The organism is Pseudomonas sp. GL-R-26, from assembly GCF_019947365.1.
Taxonomy (GTDB): domain Bacteria; phylum Pseudomonadota; class Gammaproteobacteria; order Pseudomonadales; family Pseudomonadaceae; genus Aquipseudomonas.
On record NZ_JAGYGI010000001.1, the window covers coordinates 282,679 to 301,034 of the forward strand.

Genomic DNA, 18,356 nt, shown 5'->3' on the forward strand with positions numbered 1-18,356 from the left:
CATGTCCACTTGCAGGCCAATCCGGGGTCCCAACACGCTATACTCCCGCTCTTTTTTCCGGAGCGACGACATGTCCCTGCCTAGCCTGCGCCTCAAAGCCAACGCCGACCGTCGTCTGCGCAACGGTCACTTGTGGGTCTACAGCAACGAAATCGATGTAGCCGCTACACCTTTGCACGGTTTCAAGGCCGGCGACCAGGCGATCCTCGAAGCCGCCGGCGGCAAGCCGCTGGGCATCGTTGCCATGAGCCCGAACAACCTGATCTGCGCCCGTGTACTGTCGCGTGACATCAAGTTGCCGCTGGACAAGTCGCTGCTGGTACACCGCCTGAACGTGGCCCTGTCCCTGCGCGATCGGCTGTTCGACAAGCCGTTCTATCGCCTGGTCTACGGCGACTCCGACCTGCTGCCAGGCCTGGTGGTCGACCGTTTCGGCGACATCCTGGTGGTGCAGATCGCTTCGGCGACCATGGAAGCCCATAAAGACGACGTGATCGCGGCGCTGACCCAAGTGCTCAAGCCAAGCGGCATTCTGTTCAAGAATGACTCCGCCGCCCGTGACGCCGAAGGCCTCACCCGTTACGTCGAAACCGTTTTCGGCCTGGTGCCGGAGTGGGTTGCACTGGAAGAGAACGGCGTGAAATTCGAAGCCCCGGTCATCCAGGGTCAGAAAACCGGCTGGTTCTACGACCACCGCATGAACCGCGCACGCCTGGCACCCTATGCCAAGGGCAAGCGCGTGCTCGACCTCTACAGCTACATCGGCGGCTGGGGCGTGCAGGCTGCCGCGTTCGGCGCCAGTGAAGTGTTCTGTGTCGACGCTTCGGCCTTCGCCCTCGACGGTGTCGAGCGCAACGCCGCACTGAACGGCTTCGCCGAGAAAATGACCTGCATCGAAGGCGACGTGTTCGAAGCCCTCAAAGAGCTGAAAGCCAGCGAAGAACGCTTCGACGTAATCGTGGCCGACCCGCCGGCGTTCATCAAGCGCAAGAAAGACATGAAGAACGGCGAAGGCGCCTACCGCCGCCTGAACGAGCAAGCCATGCGCCTGCTTACCAAGGACGGCATCCTGGTCAGCGCATCGTGCTCGATGCACTTGCCAGAAGACGACCTGCAAAACATCCTGCTGACCAGCGCCCGCCACCTGGACCGTAATATCCAGATTCTGGAACGTGGCGGTCAGGGTCCGGATCATCCGGTGCATCCGGCGATTGCCGAGACGCGGTATATCAAGAGCATTACTTGCCGGTTGTTGCCGAATAGCTAATTGCTGACAGCACTTATATTGATCGTCCGCACTTCAATAGTTCGGACGATCAACTAGCCATCCGAAACCAATACAAAAACCTCAGCCTTATTAAGCATTTACCGATCACGTAAAAGTTATCGGAACAGGACTACTTCACTTCGAGAAACGCCCTACACCATTTCGCTTGACCTCAATCCATCCAGACCTATCATCCAGCTTACCACTTGAATACTTGAGTGGTGGATATCAAAACCTTTACTGGAGATTGAATCATGAAGAAAGTTCAACTTTAGAAAAATCTAGCGGTACACCACCACGCAATGCTTAGCACGCCCAAGTAATCACTCAGGAAAAGCCGGGCAGAATACCTTCTGTCCGGCTTTTAAAAAGAGGGATGCCGTATGCAACTGAACCCCTATATTTTTTTACTACCCAAGCCTCCCCGGCTTTTCATCTGGAACTATAAAACCCATGAGCAATTCGAAATCGACAGTTCTCACGCAGGTCGATTAATTGAGCTTATCGAGCAAACAACACTATTTGATAAATGCCACCCAATTGACACTGATTTTTTTGAAGCCGGTATATTCGTCGAACAGGACTTACCTCCAGATGACTGGCAATGGGATGACCTTTCGAAGATTTTTCACATCGGAACCAAAGACCTTGGTGCTGGCAATACCCCAACGAACACAAAGGAATGGGCTGATCGTTACTTCGCTCATTGTCAGGAGGCGCTGAGTCGAGAGCCCCCACCACCTCACCCATTCGCCCACCTCCAGCGTGAGAACCTGCTCTGCCTGCCACCCCCGACTGACAATAGGGCATTAGACGGGCATACCGGATTCAAGCAAGTCTTGTTGCAGCGGAAAACATGCCGTTCCTTTCGGAAAAAAAGCGTGTCGCTGAATGATGTCAGTACGCTTCTCTACTTTTGTCTCGGTTACCTGAAGGAGCGAGAGTCGGATACCTGTGAACTGACTCCGGGCATGTTCAATGCACGGCGCAGCAGCCCGTCAGGTGGTGGACTGAACGCCAGCGAAGGATATTTATATGCTTATAACGTCCAAGGGCTCGACCCTGGGATTTATTACTATCACCCGAACTTGCATGCTTTAAAGTTATTGAGTCGTTTGAACAGCCCTCTCGGTTCTCTTCTACAAGGCCAACACTTTGCCGACAACATTCCTTTTGGAATATTCCTTACTTCGCGCCTCGATAAAATGTGGTGGAAATACCCTCACTCGCAAGCCTATCGGGTTTCACTACTAGAGATCGGCCACATTTCGCAAACTATACAACTGTGTGCAACATCACTTGGATTGAATACTTGGCTAACCGCTGCACTGACCGAATCAAAAATAGAAAAACTTATAAAACTGGACGACCTATCAGAACAAGTATTTCTTTTTATAGGTGCTGGACACAGCAAGGGAGAGACATTGTGTGAGGAACTACAAAGCTTACTGAACAAAAATACCCCACCAGTAAACCCCGGAAACCCATAAAAATGTCAGAGCACTCAAGCGCCAGGATAAGCGATAACATCACAGGTCAAAAAATCTCCCGATTCATTCTTATTACCAATATTTCGTTAATCAGCTTTTTCCCACTCAACATCCTGCTTCCCTCTTTCCCGGCCTTGGCGCTGGAGTTCAATACATCAATGGTTGATATCGCGTTTGCGGTCAGCTTGTTCACACTGGTTTTTTCTTTCGCGCAACTGGTCACCGGCCCCCTTTCGGACAAATGGGGGCGTAAGGAAGTGCTGCTTGGATGCCTGATCCTGTGCTCGATAGGTGCGATCGGCTGTACCCAGGCAACGGACTATTCGACTTTTATGGGCTTTCGCGCCGTTCAGGCGTTGGGGTGCGGTTTTTTTGTGCTGGGCCACGCGCTAGTAGAGGACCTGTTCGAAGAAAAGGATCGAGCCCGGGTGCGCATTTATTACATGACCCTGAGCGGGTCATTTGTCGCACTGTCCCCTCTGCTTGGCTCATGGCTGCAAACATCTTTTGGTTGGCAGGGCAGCTTTTATGCGTTTTCCCTGATGGCGCTCGGTATCTTTATCCATGCGCAATCAGAGTTGCCTGCCAGATCAGCCCGAACCGACCACGAAACCACTTCTATTACGTCAACACTGAAAACCATCCTGAACAGCAAAGACTTTGTTCGCTATTGGTGGATCGCCGCGCTGGTCTTCTCCTGTTACTTTGCCCTTATCAGCGTGACGCCGCTGATTTTCATGGACGTCCTGAAACTGTCTGAATATCAGTATGCGTTGGTTCTGGTGGCTTATGGCGTGGCTTACGTCCTCGGTGGAGCTCTAGCTTCGGCCGCGCAGAAGCGCATTTCCCTCAGCAAACAGATAAACCTCGGATTGAGCCTACTGAGCATCGCCGGTCTGGCTTTAGGGTTGATCCTGATCTTCGACGCAATGACGACGCTCACATTGTTTGTGCCGATGCTAATCAGTGCACTGGCCGTCACCTTGGTTCGGCCAGCAGCCATTTCTGCAGCAATGCTGTTGTTTTCCAGTAATGCCGGAACCGCTGCATCCGCTGGCAATACAATCATGTTCATCACCGCCGCCATCAGCAGCGCTGTGCTAGCCCTGGCAGGAACCCATCTGCTGGTGACAATTGCCGTCAGTTTTATCGGTTTCAGTCTGTGGGGGTTGCTGACAAATGCGAGGGTCGGGCGATGATCAAGCGCCCTACGGCATTCCCTCCAGCCGCCAGCCGTGTAGAATCGCGAACATTCATCGCCAGTCATCCCCGGCGGGTTTATGAGCTCAAGCTGAAGCGCGCGGCGATCCCGCAAAGTTATCGGCAACTTCCGGACACGCGGCCATTTCTGAGTGTTCCAGACGTCAATAGAAGCTCACTTCCCTTTTGATACCTGATTAGCCGCCCGGAGTGCTTCATGCCTGATTACCGCTCGAAAACATCCACCCACGGCCGCAACATGGCCGGTGCCCGCGCACTGTGGCGCGCCACGGGGATGAAAGATGACGACTTCAAGAAGCCGATCATCGCCATTGCCAACTCCTTTACCCAGTTCGTACCGGGTCACGTGCACCTCAAGGACCTGGGCCAACTGGTCGCCCGCGAGATCGAACGCGCTGGCGGCGTGGCGAAGGAATTCAACACCATCGCTGTCGATGACGGCATCGCCATGGGCCACGACGGCATGCTCTATTCGCTGCCGAGCCGCGAAATCATCGCCGACTCCGTCGAGTACATGGTCAACGCCCACTGCGCCGATGCGATCGTCTGCATTTCCAACTGCGACAAGATCACCCCCGGCATGCTGATGGCGTCCCTGCGCCTGAACATCCCGGTGATCTTCGTCTCCGGCGGCCCGATGGAAGCCGGCAAGACCAAACTCGCTTCCCACGGCCTCGACCTGGTCGATGCCATGGTGATCGCCGCCGACTCCAGCGCTTCTGACGAGAAAGTCGCCGAGTACGAGCGCAGCGCCTGTCCGACCTGCGGATCGTGCTCCGGCATGTTCACCGCCAACTCGATGAACTGTCTGGTCGAAGCCCTGGGCCTGGCATTGCCGGGCAACGGTTCGACACTGGCCACCCACAGTGACCGCGAGCAGCTGTTCCTGCAGGCCGGCCGCACCATCGTCGAGCTGTGCAAGCGTTACTACGGCGAGAACGACGAGTCGGTATTGCCGCGCAACATCGCCAACTTCCAGGCGTTCGAAAACGCCATGACCCTGGACATCGCCATGGGCGGTTCCACCAACACCATCCTGCACTTGCTGGCCGCTGCACAGGAAGCCGAGATCGATTTCGACCTGCGCGACATCGACCGTCTGTCCCGTCACGTACCGCAACTGTGCAAGGTCGCGCCGAACATCCAGAAGTACCACATGGAAGACGTGCACCGCGCCGGCGGGATCTTCAGCATTCTCGGTTCGCTGGCCCGTGGCGGTTTGCTGCACACCCAGTTGCCAACCGTGCATAGCCGCAGCATGGAAGAAGCCATCGCCAAGTGGGACATCACCCAGACCACCGACGAAGCCGTGCACCACTTCTTCAAGGCCGGTCCTGCGGGCATCCCGACGCAAACCGCGTTCAGCCAGTCGACCCGTTGGGACACCCTGGACGACGACCGTGAAAACGGCTGCATCCGTAGTGTCGAGCACGCGTACTCGCAAGAAGGCGGCCTGGCCGTTCTCTACGGCAACATCGCCCTGGACGGTTGCGTGGTGAAAACCGCTGGCGTCGACGAGTCGATCCACGTGTTCGAAGGCAACGCCAAGATCTTCGAAAGCCAGGACAGCGCCGTGCGCGGCATCCTCGCCGACGAAGTGAAAGAAGGCGACATCGTCATCATTCGCTACGAAGGCCCGAAAGGCGGCCCGGGCATGCAGGAAATGCTCTACCCGACTTCGTACCTGAAATCCAAAGGCCTGGGCAAAGCTTGCGCCCTGCTCACCGATGGCCGTTTCTCCGGCGGTACTTCCGGCCTGTCCATCGGCCATGCTTCGCCTGAAGCCGCTGCCGGCGGCGCGATCGGCCTGGTACAGGACGGCGACAAGGTGCTGATCGACATTCCGAACCGCTCGATCAACCTGCTGGTCAGCGATGAAGAACTGGCCGCGCGCCGAGTGGAGCAGGACAAGAAAGGCTGGAAACCGGTGGAAGTGCGTCCACGTAAAGTGACCACCGCACTGAAAGCCTACGCCCTGCTGGCCACCAGTGCCGACAAGGGTGCTGTGCGTAACAAGGCGATGCTTGACGGGCTGTAAGGCTTAACCGTTGAACAAAAAATGCCCCGCCATGTGCGGGGCATTTTTTTGTTTGCGAAGCGGGATTGGCAGTGGATACAACTGTGAATGTGACGCCGCCATCGCGGGCAAGCCCGCTCCCACAGGATCTTCAGAGTCCACACAATTTGTGCTTCACCCAGAACCTAGTGGGAGCGGGCTTGCCCGCGATTGGAGCGCCTCGGTCTTACTGGATGTCTTCCGGCTTCACGATCACCCAGTTCTTGTCAGCCGTCACCGTCAACCCTTCCTTGGCCTGGGCCGCAGCGTTCTTGGCCATCATGCCCTGGATCTGGGCCATGTACTTGTCCTTGCGGTTGACCCACAGGTGGATGCCGCCCTTGGCCACGTCAACACTGTGGAACAGCATGTAACCGTCACTGGTCGGGGTATCGCCGCCAACCAGCACCGGTTTTTTCCATTCATCGATGTAGGTCAGGATCGCCGCCTGCTTGCCGGCCATCCAGGTCGCCGGGGTCCACAGGTACGGGGTCAGTTCGAGGCCGAGGTTGGCCTTCTCGTCATACTTGCCGGCGGTGACCTGCTTGCGCGCGGTGGTCAGCTCGCCAGTCTTCGGGTCCTTCAGCAACAGCGACACGCCGATCACGTTCTGCGGCTTGACGTTGTAGCCGTACTTCGGATCGGCCGCGACCATGCGCACCAGCTCTTCGGAGGCGGCGGTCATCACGTAGACCTCGATGCCGTTCTCCATCAACTTGTTGTACAGCTCTTGCTGGCCGGTGAAGATCTTCGGCGGGTTGACGTCGAGCTTCTTGACCACGTCGCCTTCGTAATAAGTCGCCGGCACCGGTTTGCCCGACGCCATCATCTCGTCGACATAGCCCTTGAGTTCCTTGAGCGTAAAGCCGGAGAACACCTGGGCGACCCATGGATAGCAAACCATGTCGTCGACTTCGCAGAGGCGGTAGTAATAGCTGAACAGGCTTTCCTTGTGGTCGGCGGTGTCCTTGAACGGCATCAGTTTCAGGGAGGGATCGAGCTTGTCGCGGGTGATCAGGCCCTTGTTCTCCATGAACGGTAGCAACGACTCTTCGAGGTCGTAGCGGTAACTGGTGTTGTCCATGTCGAACACCGCGTAGTTACCTTTGTTAGCGTTGGCGGCGATCATCGCCTCCAGCGCCTTGGCCTGATCGGCGGGCCAGTGTTTCAGATCCGTTGCAAGCACCTGGCCGGCAAGGCCCAGGCAAAGTGCTGCTGCCAGCAATTTCGGTGCGAACTTCATTGGCGTTTCTCCCTGAATGTGAAAGAGATCGACGCTAACAAATAAGTGTGACAGTCCTCGTCTGTCAGCGACCGCCTGCGTCCCTTTCGCGCCAGGTGCATTTCTGACAGCGACATCCGCTTATTCCAAAAACGACGGAGACCATACGTTTTTGATATTAATTCATTAGTTTTCAAGCTGTTAGGCTTGCCGGTTCGCAGCTGCCCCGGAAGGCAGTTGGCAAAAGTCTAATGGGAGTTCCAATGAATCTGCCGCTGATCCTCAATCTGCTGGTGTTCCTCGCCCTGCTCCTGGGCTTGGCGCAAACCCGCCACACCACTTGGAGTCTGGCGAAAAAAGTCCTGCTCGCACTGGTGCTGGGCGTGGCGTTCGGTGTGGCGCTGCACACTGTCTACGGTGCCGGCAACCCGGTGCTGAAAGCCTCGATTGGCTGGTTCGATCTGGTGGGCAACGGTTACGTGCAGTTGCTGCAAATGATCGTGATCCCGCTGGTGTTCGCCTCGATCCTCAGTGCCGTGGCCCGCCTGCACAACGCCTCATCGCTGGGCAAAATCAGCTTCCTGACCATCGGCACGCTGCTGTTCACCACGGCCATCGCGGCCTTGATCGGTATCGGCCTGACCAACCTGTTCGGCCTGACCGCCGAAGGCCTGGTGGCCGGCACCCAGGAAATGGCGCGCCTGCAAACCATCCAGACCGATTACGCCGGCAAGGTCGCCGACCTGAATGTGCCGCAGCTGTTGTTGTCGTTCATTCCGCAAAACCCGTTCGCCGATCTGGCGCGGGCCAAGCCGACGTCGATTATCAGCGTGGTGATTTTCGCGGCGTTCCTGGGTGTCGCGGCCCTGCAATTGCTCAAGGATGATGCCGAGAAAGGTCAGAAAGTGATCAACGCCATCGACACCCTGCAAGCCTGGGTGATGCGCTTGGTCCGTCTGGTGATGAAGCTGACCCCGTACGGCGTGCTGGCGCTGATGACCAAAGTCGTCGCCGGTTCGAACCTGCAAGACATCATCAAGCTCGGCAGTTTTGTCGTGGTGTCCTACATCGGCCTGGGCCTGATGTTTGTGGTGCATGGCGTGCTGGTGTCGGCCGCCGGGATCAATCCGCTGCGCTTCTTCCGCAAGATCTGGCCGGTGCTGACGTTTGCCTTCACCAGCCGCTCCAGCGCTGCGACGATTCCGTTGAGCATTGAAGCGCAGACCAGTCGCCTGGGCATTCCGCAGTCCATCGCCAGTTTCGCCGCTTCGTTTGGCGCAACCATTGGCCAGAACGGTTGTGCCGGCCTGTACCCGGCGATGTTGGCGGTGATGGTGGCGCCGACTGTGGGCATCAACCCGCTGGACCCGCTGTGGATCGCGACTTTGGTGGCGATTGTGACGCTGAGCTCGGCCGGTGTGGCCGGGGTGGGTGGCGGCGCGACGTTTGCGGCGTTGATCGTGCTACCGGCGATGGGTTTGCCGGTGTCACTGGTGGCGTTGCTGATTTCGGTCGAGCCGCTGATTGATATGGGGCGTACGGCGTTGAATGTCAGTGGCTCGATGACGGCGGGGGCGATTACCAGTCAGGTGATGCAGCAGACTGATAAAGAACTGCTGGATGCGGATGAGCATTCGGCGTTGGCGCAGGCTTAACGATCGAACAACTTTGTGGCGAGGGAGCTTGCTCCCGCTGGGTCGCGAAGCGGCCCCAGTGTGGCCTGATGCAATCTTTCAGTAAGCATGCAGTGCAGGGTTTTGGGGCTGCTGCGCAGCCCAGCGGGAGCAAGCTCCCTCGCCACAGGTTTAGGCTTTCTCCCAGACTTCAAAGTTGTACGCCGGTTTGTCGCCTTCCGCCGGATTCGGCACATTCGACACCAGTTTCCACTGGTTCAAATCAAACTCCGGAAACCACGCATCCCCTTCCGGGCTCAACGCCACGCGGGTCAGGTACAACCGATCAGCCTGCGCCAGCCCTTGCGCATACAACTGCGCACCGCCAATCAACATCAGCTCATCGACGCCCTGCTCTTTTGCCCACTCTTCAGCGCGAGCTACAGCAGCTTCCAGCGACGGATAAACCTCCGCGCCTTCCAGCAGCAGACCCACCTGACGGCTGACCACGATGTTCAAGCGGCCCGGCAGCGGGCGACCGAGGGAGTCCCAGGTCTTGCGCCCCATGATGATCGGCTTGCCGAGCGTGGTGGCCTTGAAATATTTGAAGTCCCCCGGCAAGTGCCAGGGCATGCTGTTGTCGACGCCGATCACACGGTTTTCACCGAGGGCTGCGATCAGGCTGAGAGGGAGTGATTTAGTCATGCCGGCGAGGATACCAGAGCCTCGCTTTCGCCGATAAGCGTCACAGCGGTTATGCTCACAGCTCATTTAAGCGACGGGATGCCGCGTGACTGAACTGAATAACCTCTGGCTGACAGAAACCATCCGCCTGCGCGAAGAGTACGCAGGTCCCTTGGAAGACCTTGAAGCCAACCGACTGGCCCGCAGCGCCGGCGGCGATTTGCCGTTGCGCATTCAACGCCGAGCCCTGTGGCTGGCCGAGCGCGATGGCCTGGCCGATGCCCTGAAACACTGGCTGCAAGGCGCGCGACTGGCACTGATCGTCATGGCGGTGCTGGCGGTGATCAGCGGCGCCGGCCTGGCCTTTGCCGCCATGGGCGATGGCCTGCACCCGGTGAATGTATTCTGGGCCTTGGGCAGCCTGCTCGGGCTCAACCTGATCCTGCTGCTGAGCTGGGCCCTGGGCCTGGTGTTTGCCGGCGAACACGGCGCCAGCCTCGGGCGACTGTGGCTGTGGCTAAGTGAAAAACTCGCCCGGGACGCCAAGGCCGCACAACTGGCGCCGGCCCTGCTGTTATTGCTGCAACGCCAGAAGCTCAATCGCTGGGCCATCGGCGTACTGGTCAACAGCCTGTGGTTGCTGGCGATGCTCAGCGCGCTGGTGATCCTGCTGACGTTGATGGCGACCCGACGCTATGGCTTCGTCTGGGAAACCACCATTCTCAGCGCCGACACCTTTATCGCCGTCACTCAGGCCCTTGGTGCGCTGCCGGCCCTGCTCGGTTTCAGCGTGCCCACCGAGGAGATGATCCGCGCCAGTGGCGACGCCGCCCTGAACATCGAAAGCGCCCGCCAGGCTTGGGCCGCTTGGCTGGTGGGCGTTCTGCTGGTCTACGGCGTTTTGCCGCGCCTGCTGCTCGCGCTGTTTTGCCTATGGCGCTGGAAGATGGGGCAAACAGCGCTGCGTCTGGATTTGAACCTGCCCGGTTACGCACAGCTACGCGAACGCTTGATGCCCACCAGCGAACGCCTCGGCATCAGCGATGCGGCGCCTGAGCAACTGCATCGCATGGAAAGCGGTGTCAGCGAACAACAAAGTGATGGTGCTCTATTGGTCGCCATCGAGCTGGACGACGACCGCCCGTGGCCACCGCAATTGCCGAAAAACGTCAGCAACGCCGGCATCCTCGACAGCCGCGAATCGCGACACAAACTCCTCGAACAACTGAGCCGCTTCCCTCCGGCGCGCTTGGCCATTGCGTTCGATCCGCGGCGCTCGCCGGATCGCGGCAGCCTGGCGCTGATCGCCGAACTGGCCCGCAGCGCCAGCGCCACCCGCGTGTGGTTGTTGCAGGCGCCCCCCGGTGAAGCGCTGGACGCCGAACGCCTGGGCGACTGGCACGTGGCGCTGCAACAGCTTGAGCTACCGTTTGCCGATTGCGCACCGATGAGCTGGCTGGAGTCCGGTCATGACTGACGCCTGGAAGCAGCCCCTGAAACTCGCCGTGGTCGGCCACACCAACGTCGGCAAAACCTCGTTGCTGCGCACCCTGACCCGCGACGTCGGCTTCGGTGAAGTGTCCCATCGCCCCAGCACCACGCGACACGTCGAAGGCGCACGATTGTCGGTGGACGGTGAGCCCTTGCTCGATCTCTACGACACCCCGGGCCTGGAAGACGCCATCGCCCTGCTCGACTACCTTGAACGCCTGGAGCGTCCCGGCGAACGCCTCGACGGCCCGGCGCGGCTGGCGCGCTTCCTTGAGGGCAGCGAAGCCCGGCAACGCTTCGAACAGGAAGCCAAGGTGCTGCGCCAGTTACTGGCGTCGGACGCCGGGCTCTACGTGATCGACGCCCGAGAGCCGGTGCTGGCCAAGTATCGCGACGAGCTGGAGGTGCTGGCCAGTTGCGGCAAACCCTTGCTGCCGGTGCTGAATTTCGTCAGCAGCGCCAACCATCGCGAACCGGCCTGGCGGGAAGCACTGGCACGGCTGGGCTTGCATGCCTTGGTACGCTTCGACAGCGTCGCGCCGCCGGAGGATGGTGAGCGTCGACTCTATGAAAGTCTCGCCCTGTTGCTGGAGTCTGCCCGGCCGCAACTCGAACGCCTGATCGCCGATCAGCAAGCCCAGCGTCTGGCTCGCCAACAAAGCGCAGAGCGATTGATTGCCGAATTACTGATCGATTGCGCGGCCTGCCGACGCAGCGTGGTCAGTGAAGCCGAGCAGGAACAAAAGGCGATCAGCGAACTGCGCAAAGCCGTACGCCAGCGTGAGCAGCGTTGCGTCGAGGCCCTGCTCAAGCTCTATGCCTTCCGCCCACAGGATGCCGCTGCCAGTGATTTGCCGCTGCTCGACGGCCGTTGGGGCGATGACCTGTTCAACCCGGAAACCCTGAAGCAACTGGGCGTGCGGGTCGGCGGCGGAATCGCCGCGGGTGCTGCCGCCGGGGCAGGGGTTGATCTGCTGGTCGGTGGCATCACCCTCGGCGCCGCCGCACTGGCCGGGGCCATCGCCGGCGGCGCGCTGCAAACCGCGCGCAGTTATGGCAGCCGCTTGCTGGGCAAGATCAAGGGCCAGCGCGAATTGACGGTGGATGACAACGTGCTGCGCCTGTTGGCGCTGCGCCAGCGGCAATTGCTGCAAGCACTCAATGCCCGTGGGCACGCAGCGATGGACAGTATTCAGGTGGCCACGCCACGGGATAAAAGCTGGCGCGAAGGCAAACTGCCTGAGGCGCTGAACAAAGCGCGGGCGCATCCGCAGTGGTCGTCGCTCAATCCTCATCCCAAATTGAATCAGGCGGAGCGGCAGGAGCAGGTTGAGGGGTTGGCGCAGCAGCTGTAGTCACCTGAACATTTGTGTTGTTTTAACTGACGCCATCGCGAGCAGGCTCGCTCCTACAGGGGATTTGTGTCGATCACAGATCCAGTGTGGGAGTGAGCCTGCTCGCGATGGCAGCAACTCGGTATCACTGGCTTTACGCCGCCAACAGCCGCACCGCTTTGTCCTTCATCACCGCCAGATCAATCACCGGCACATGCATCTCTTTCGCCAGTTCATCCCACTGGCGCATGCGCAAGCTCACGGCACACAGCGGGTCCTGCTCGAACGCCTCGGCCTCTTCAGCCGTCATCACCCCGCCCTGATATTCCAGGGTTCGGCGACTGGCTTCACTCAAGCGCTCGTAGTATCCCGCCTCCTTGAGTGTCAGGTAACGCTTGGCCTGCACGTGGTATTCGACAAGCCGTGCCATGCGCTCGCTGAATCCGGCGCGGCGAAGGTAGTCGGCACCGAGCCGTTCATGGCTGACCACACCGAAGCCGCCCATGCTCTCCACGCTTTCGGCGCAGATATGCCCGATGTCGTGAAAGAAAGCCGCCAGAATTACTTCATCGTCGAAGCCTTCGGCCATGGCCAGCTCCGCCGCCTGGGACATGTGCTCGATCTGCGACACCGGCTCACCGATGTAGTCGCTGTCACCGAAGAGCTCGTACAAACCGAACACCTCGGCAATCACTTGTTCATTACGCTCCATCAGATTTCCCCCAATACCGTGGCAACGTTGCGCTCAGCCATTGCCGGCCCGACGCTCATGCCGACACCGGTGTGCATCAACGCCACGCTCAGGCCTTTTGCCGGGCGCAGGAACGAGAACGGTCCCGGCCCCCGTGAACCATAGACCCCCTGCCAGCGTTCGACCACTTGCACCTTGCACCCCAGGGTCTGCTCGGCCAGTTCGATCATCCAGTCGTCGACCTGCTCGGCATTGAAGGGTGACGGATCGCTGCCGTAATGGTGCGAATCACCAATGATCAATTCGCCATAGGGCGTCGGGCTGATCAGCAGGTGGATACCGTTTTCGTGCAGGTGCGGTGCGTACTGCAGAATTTCTGCCTGTACCGCCGCGGCTTCCGGCAAATCGGCGAAGGCGCCGTAGTGCACGCAGCTCAAACCGGTGAGCAACGCGTGTTGCAGGTTGAGGTTGATTTGCGGTCGGGCACGGAGCATTTGCAGGCAGCAGATTTGCGGCTCGAGTTCGGCGATCTGTTCGGCCAGCAAGGTCTGATAATCGTGGCCGGAGCAGACGATGATCTGTTCGGCGCTGAAGCTGCCGGCGGTGCTGTGCAGGCGCCCCGGCTCGATATCGCGCACCAGGGTAGAGAAGTGAAACTTGACGCCCAGGTCGCGGCGCAGGAAGTCGATCAGCGCCGGAATCGCTTCGCGGGAATACAGCTGCTGGTCGTCCATGCCATGCAAGGCCGCGCGGTGATGGCGGAACTGACCGCCGTACAAATCACGCAGCGCAGCGCCGCGCAGCAGGTCGACGCGGTAACCGTATTCGACGGCGCGGCCCTCGCAGAAGGCTTCCAGCAGTTGCTCTTCCGCTTCGGTGCGGGCGAACAGGTACGAGCCATTGCGCTTGAGTTGCAGGCCGGCGAGCTGCGCCCAATCGCCCCAGATTCCGCGACTGGCGCGGGCCAACTCCAGCATCGGTCCCGGCGGTTGGCCGGTGACCAGTGCCTGGCCGAAGTTACGCACCGAAGCGCCGAGGGGCGTTTCGCTGCGCTCGAAAACCGTGACCTTCAGACCGCGCTTGGCGGCGGCATACGCGTGGGACAAACCCAGGACGCCGGCGCCGACGATCAGCATGTCGTTGTGGTGTGTCATGGAATCTTGTCCTGAATTCGAGACCGCTATCGCGAGCAAGCTCGCTCCCACAGTGATTTGTAGTGGACACAAATTTTGTGACCGCCACAGGACCTGTGGGAGCGAGCTTGCTCGCGATGAGGCCCTGTCAGCCGATGAAGACCTTACTTGGCCGCCACTTTCTCGGACTTGCCGTCATAGCGCTTGCGCCATTCGGTCAGGATCTCGTCGCGGTTCTTCGAAGCCCAGGCGAAGTCGTTCTTGATCAGGCGCTGCTCGTAGTCGGCCGGCAGTTCGGTCTGCGGCTTGGCGATGCCAGGCTGCGCGAGTACGGCGAAGTTTTCTTTGTAGAGATCCATCGCCTCAGGGCTGGCAGAGAAGTCAGCCAGTTTCTTCGCCGCTTCTTCGTGGGCAGTGCCCTTGATCACCGCAGTCGCTTCGATCTCCCAGCCCAGGCCTTCCTTCGGCAGGATGATGTCCAGCGGTGCGCCCTGGCGTTTCAGCTGAACGGCCGGGTACTCGAAGGAAATACCGATCGGGAATTCGCCAGCCGCCGCCAGTTTGCAAGGCTTGGAGCCAGAGTGAACGTACTGGCCGATGTTCTGGTGCAGGCCGTCCATGTAGGCCCAGCCCTGCTTCTCGCCGAAGGTTTGCAGCCAGGCGCTGACGTCAAGGAACCCGGTGCCGGACGAGGCCGGGTTCGGCATGACGATCTTGCCTTTGTACTCAGGCTTGGTCAGATCCTGCCAGCTCACTGGCTTGGTCAGGCCCTGCTTCTCGGCTTCGACGGTGTTGAAGCAGATGGTCGCAGCCCAGACGTCCATGCCGACCCAGGCTGGCGGGTTGGCCGCGTCGCGGTAGTTCGCGCCGATCTTGCCCAGGTCTTTCGGTGCATAGCTTTGCAGCATGCCTTGCTGATCGAGGATCGCCAGGCTTGAAGCGGCCAGGCCCCACACGGCGTCAGCCTGCGGACGGGCTTTTTCGGCCAGCAGTTTGGCGGTGATGATGCCGGTGGAATCACGCACCCATTTGATTTCGACGTCCGGGTTGGCCTTTTCGAAAGCTTCTTTGTAAGTCTTCAGTTGTTCGGCTTCGAGGGCGGTGTACACCGTCAACTCGGTTTTCGCCGCAAAGGCGTTCAGGCTGAAAGCGGTGAGGACAGCAGCGGCCAGGGCCATAGGCTTGAACATGATCTTTTCCTGTTTTTGAGTTGATGGGTTGTGCAGATTCAATGACCGGGCGCGGTCTGGCGCCAAGCCTGGGAGCGGCGCAGCAAGCCGCGCGAGGCCCAGGCCAGCAGCAGGGACACGCCCGCCGAGGTAATCAGGATCAGGGTCGACATCGCTGCCGCACCGCCGACGTTGCCGGCGTCGTCCATGTTCAGCACCGCCACTGCCGCGAGGATGGTGTCGGGGCTGTAGAGGAAGATCGCCGCCGAAACGGTGGTCATGGCCGAGACGAACAGGTAGCGCACGATGTCCAGCAAGGCTGGCAGGCAGATCGGCACGGTGACGCGCAGGTAGTGGCGGTACAGCGGCGCCTTGAGCGACAGCGCAGCGGCTTCGAACTCGGCGTCGAGCTGACGCAGCGCGGTGGTGGCGGTCATTTGCGCGGTGGTCAAATAGTGAGCAATGGTGCAGACGATCAGCAGGGTCATGGTCCCGTAGAGCACATGCAGCGGGTTGCCGGTGAGGTTGAAGAAGAAGACGTAACCCAGCCCCAGCACCAGGCCCGGCACCGCCATCGGGACGAAACTGAGCATGCGCAAGGTCAGGTTCAGTCCGCGCTGGCCCTTGGTTTTTTCCATCAGGTAGGCGCCGGTGAAAATCAGCAGGCTGCCAATCAACGCCGTGCCCAGGGCCATCTTCAAGCTATTGCCGTAGGCCAGCCAGCCACCACCGGCGGTTTCGTTGAACTGGTAATGGTTGAGCGACAGCGACAGGTTGTACGGCCAGAACTTCACCAGGGACGAGAACACCGCCATGCCGAACACCAGCAGCAGCGCGGCGCAGATCAGCAGGACGATGGCCAGGTAGCAGCTGTCGCGCAGCTTCGAAGGCGCGGGTTTGAACACCTGGGCGCGACCGCTCATGGAGTCACCGTGACGACGACGCAACCAGGCATCGACGCCGAAGCTGAACAGCGCCGGCAGCAACAACACCATGCCGATCAAGGCACCGCGACCGAATTGCTGCTGGCCGACCACCGCCTTGTAGGCTTCCAGCGCCAGCACTTGATAGTCGCCACCGACCACCACTGGCACACCGAAGTCAGTGATGGTCAGAGTGAACACCAGGCAGAATGCGGCGAACACGGCCTGACGGGTCGCCGGCCAGGTGATACTGCGGAAGGCTTTTGCAGGACTCGCACCCATGCTGGAGGCCGCGTCGAACAGTCGCGCATCGGCCAGGGACAGGGCCGACAGAAGAATCATCAAGGCGTGTGGGAAGGTGTAGATGACTTCGCCAAGCACAATACCCCAGAAACCGTAGATATTGTCCGAGAGCAGGCCACGCAGCATGCCCTGGTTGCCGAACAGGTAAACCAGCGCAATCCCCGGCAGCATCGACGGCGCCATCAATGGCAGAAGCGAAATGCCCCGCCAGATGCCTTTGGCCGGAATCAAGGTGCGTTGCAGCGCGTAGGCAAACAGGTAGGCCAGCGGTACGACAATGGCCGCGACGCTGAGGGAAACCTTCAGGCTGTTACCGAGCAACCAGTGGAAGTTTTCGCTGCTCACCAGTTCTTTCGCTGCGACCCAGCCACCGCCCTGCCCGGCCTCGGCGCTGAAACCGCGCCAGAAGATCGCCAGTAACGGCGTCAATACGGCAACGCCCAACAACACCAGCATGAGGACTTTGCCGCCGACCACGAACAACCGGTCACCGATTTCGGCGCGGGTAGTCTGCCGAACCTTCTTGTACGGCAGCGGCAGCGCGATGTTCGCACTCATCAGGCAAATACCTGCAGGCTGCGCGGAGGCAAGGCGACCATGATCTGCTGGGCGCCAAGGCGTGGCATGGCTTCCGGTGCCAGCTCCGCCAACAACGCATGACCCGGCAACTGATCGAGTTCAAAGCTCATGCGGCAGCGGTTGCCGAGGAAAGTGATTTCACGAACCTTGGCCGGGAACAGGTTTTCCTCGTGCACCAGCGGGTTGACGTTGATCGCTTCCGGACGGCAGAACAAACGGCCCGACGCGGTCTTGGCGCTGCCATCGGCCAGGCGCATGTTCAGCCCGCCGACCTGGGCGTGGCTGTCGCTGCTGCGCTGGAACGGCAACCAGTTACCCTGGCCGACGAACTCTGCCACGAATGGCGTGGCCGGGCGGTTGTAGATTTCCTGCGGCGTGGCGTACTGCTCGACCTTGCCGTTGTTCATCACGGCAATGCGGTCGGCCATCAGCATGGCCTCGTCCTGATTGTGGGTGACCATCAGGGTGGTGATGCCGAGGTTGCGTTGCAGTTGGCGCAATTCGGTGCACAGATGCTCGCGCACCCGGGCATCGAGGGCCGACATCGGTTCGTCCAGCAACAATAGCGAAGGCGCGGGCGCCAGGGCGCGGGCCAATGCCACACGTTGCTGCTGACCACCGGACAACTGGCCCGGGTATTTTTTCTCGCTGCCGGTCAGGCCAACCAGTTCCAGCATCTGACCGACGCGACGGCGCACTTCGTCGCGACCACTGCCGGCGAGGCCGTAGGCAATGTTCGCTTCGACGGTGAGATTGGGGAACAACGCGTAGGACTGGAACAGAATGCCGTAGTCCCGCGCCTGGGGCGCCAGGTGGGAAACGTCGCGATCGCCCAGGTACAACTCGCCGCTGTCCTGCTTCTCCAGACCGGCGATGCAGCGCAGCAAGGTGGTTTTGCCACAGCCCGACGGCCCCAGCAGACACACCAGCTCACCAGCCGCCACGTCGAGGGAAACGTTATCCAGCGCAGTGAAGGCGCCGAAGCGTTTCTGTACACCGCGCACCTTCATCGGTGCGCCGGGGTTGGTCAGGGCAGTTGCGATCGAGTTGTTCATGGACGGATCTCATCTAGCAGATGGGGCCATCCTAGAGTTGTAATGAGTCCGTCATGTGGCAGTAAGGCAAAAACTGCCGATAGTGGTATTCGGGATTTTTGGTTATTGGACAATGACTAACTTGT

At 59.8% G+C, this 18,356-nt stretch carries 14 protein-coding genes; 7 read left to right on the top strand and 7 right to left on the bottom strand.

Annotated elements, in window-relative coordinates; translation table 11 throughout:
- Window positions 1–70: 70 nt before the first annotated feature.
- From KGA96_RS01265 to ilvD, 4 genes are all read left to right on the top strand, one after another.
- A complete protein-coding gene (locus KGA96_RS01265; RefSeq protein ID WP_046039197.1) occupies window positions 71–1,267 on the top strand; it encodes a class I SAM-dependent rRNA methyltransferase in 1,197 nt (398 codons plus the stop codon).
- 383 nt (window positions 1,268–1,650) lie between these two features.
- Complete coding sequence (locus tag KGA96_RS01270) at window positions 1,651–2,757, top strand: SagB family peptide dehydrogenase (RefSeq protein ID WP_223465254.1); 1,107 nt, start codon at window positions 1,651–1,653, stop codon at window positions 2,755–2,757.
- A gap of 2 nt (window positions 2,758–2,759) precedes the next feature.
- Window positions 2,760–3,956 carry an MFS transporter gene (locus KGA96_RS01275; protein ID WP_046039194.1) on the top strand — a complete coding sequence of 399 codons (1,197 nt, stop codon included), beginning with the start codon at window positions 2,760–2,762 and terminating at the stop codon, window positions 3,954–3,956.
- Between the two features lie 218 nt (window positions 3,957–4,174).
- Window positions 4,175–6,016, top strand: a complete 1,842-nt coding sequence (ilvD, locus tag KGA96_RS01280; protein WP_046818369.1) for a dihydroxy-acid dehydratase — start codon at window positions 4,175–4,177, stop codon at window positions 6,014–6,016.
- 205 nt (window positions 6,017–6,221) lie between these two features.
- Here ilvD and KGA96_RS01285 read toward each other — a convergent pair whose 3' ends face one another.
- The gene (locus KGA96_RS01285; RefSeq protein ID WP_046039190.1) at window positions 6,222–7,277 is read right to left on the bottom strand and encodes a phosphorylcholine phosphatase; all 1,056 of its coding nucleotides are present in this window, start codon (window positions 7,275–7,277) and stop codon (window positions 6,222–6,224) included.
- A gap of 242 nt (window positions 7,278–7,519) precedes the next feature.
- On the opposite strand from KGA96_RS01285, the gene KGA96_RS01290 reads away from it, so the two are divergent.
- Window positions 7,520–8,911: an L-cystine transporter gene (locus tag KGA96_RS01290; protein WP_046039188.1), complete on the top strand. Its 1,392-nt coding sequence runs from the start codon at window positions 7,520–7,522 to the stop codon at window positions 8,909–8,911.
- Between the two features lie 150 nt (window positions 8,912–9,061).
- Here KGA96_RS01290 and KGA96_RS01295 read toward each other — a convergent pair whose 3' ends face one another.
- Window positions 9,062–9,574 carry a dihydrofolate reductase gene (locus tag KGA96_RS01295; protein ID WP_046039186.1) on the bottom strand — a complete coding sequence of 171 codons (513 nt, stop codon included), beginning with the start codon at window positions 9,572–9,574 and terminating at the stop codon, window positions 9,062–9,064.
- An 85-nt stretch (window positions 9,575–9,659) separates the two neighbouring features.
- Here KGA96_RS01295 and KGA96_RS01300 point away from each other — a divergent pair, with 85 nt between their 5' ends.
- Together KGA96_RS01300 and KGA96_RS01305 are read left to right on the top strand one after the other, a co-directional pair.
- Window positions 9,660–11,030 (top strand): DUF2868 domain-containing protein, encoded by a 1,371-nt coding sequence (locus KGA96_RS01300; RefSeq protein WP_223511358.1) that lies wholly within the window; start codon window positions 9,660–9,662, stop codon window positions 11,028–11,030.
- Window positions 11,023–12,399 (top strand): GTPase/DUF3482 domain-containing protein, encoded by a 1,377-nt coding sequence (locus tag KGA96_RS01305; protein ID WP_046039182.1) that lies wholly within the window; start codon window positions 11,023–11,025, stop codon window positions 12,397–12,399. Before KGA96_RS01300 ends, KGA96_RS01305 begins: the two co-directional genes overlap by 8 nt.
- Before the next feature lie 133 nt (window positions 12,400–12,532).
- Here the strand turns inward: KGA96_RS01305 and KGA96_RS01310 are convergent, their stop codons facing one another.
- The 5 genes from KGA96_RS01310 to KGA96_RS01330 form a co-directional block, all read right to left on the bottom strand.
- Entirely contained in the window at window positions 12,533–13,090 is a 558-nt protein-coding gene (locus KGA96_RS01310; RefSeq protein WP_223511366.1) for a phosphonate degradation HD-domain oxygenase, read from the bottom strand.
- Window positions 13,090–14,223, bottom strand: a complete 1,134-nt coding sequence (locus KGA96_RS01315; protein WP_223511368.1) for a TIGR03364 family FAD-dependent oxidoreductase — start codon at window positions 14,221–14,223, stop codon at window positions 13,090–13,092. Before KGA96_RS01315 ends, KGA96_RS01310 begins: the two co-directional genes overlap by 1 nt.
- 143 nt (window positions 14,224–14,366) lie before the next feature.
- Window positions 14,367–15,392, bottom strand: coding sequence for a putative 2-aminoethylphosphonate ABC transporter substrate-binding protein (locus KGA96_RS01320; protein WP_046039177.1), 1,026 nt, complete (start codon window positions 15,390–15,392; stop codon window positions 14,367–14,369).
- A 38-nt stretch (window positions 15,393–15,430) separates the two neighbouring features.
- Window positions 15,431–17,155 carry a putative 2-aminoethylphosphonate ABC transporter permease subunit gene (locus KGA96_RS01325; RefSeq protein WP_223511370.1) on the bottom strand — a complete coding sequence of 575 codons (1,725 nt, stop codon included), beginning with the start codon at window positions 17,153–17,155 and terminating at the stop codon, window positions 15,431–15,433.
- A complete protein-coding gene (locus KGA96_RS01330; protein ID WP_046039174.1) occupies window positions 17,155–18,231 on the bottom strand; it encodes a putative 2-aminoethylphosphonate ABC transporter ATP-binding protein in 1,077 nt (358 codons plus the stop codon). Before KGA96_RS01330 ends, KGA96_RS01325 begins: the two co-directional genes overlap by 1 nt.
- Between the last annotated feature and the right edge of the window lie 125 nt (window positions 18,232–18,356).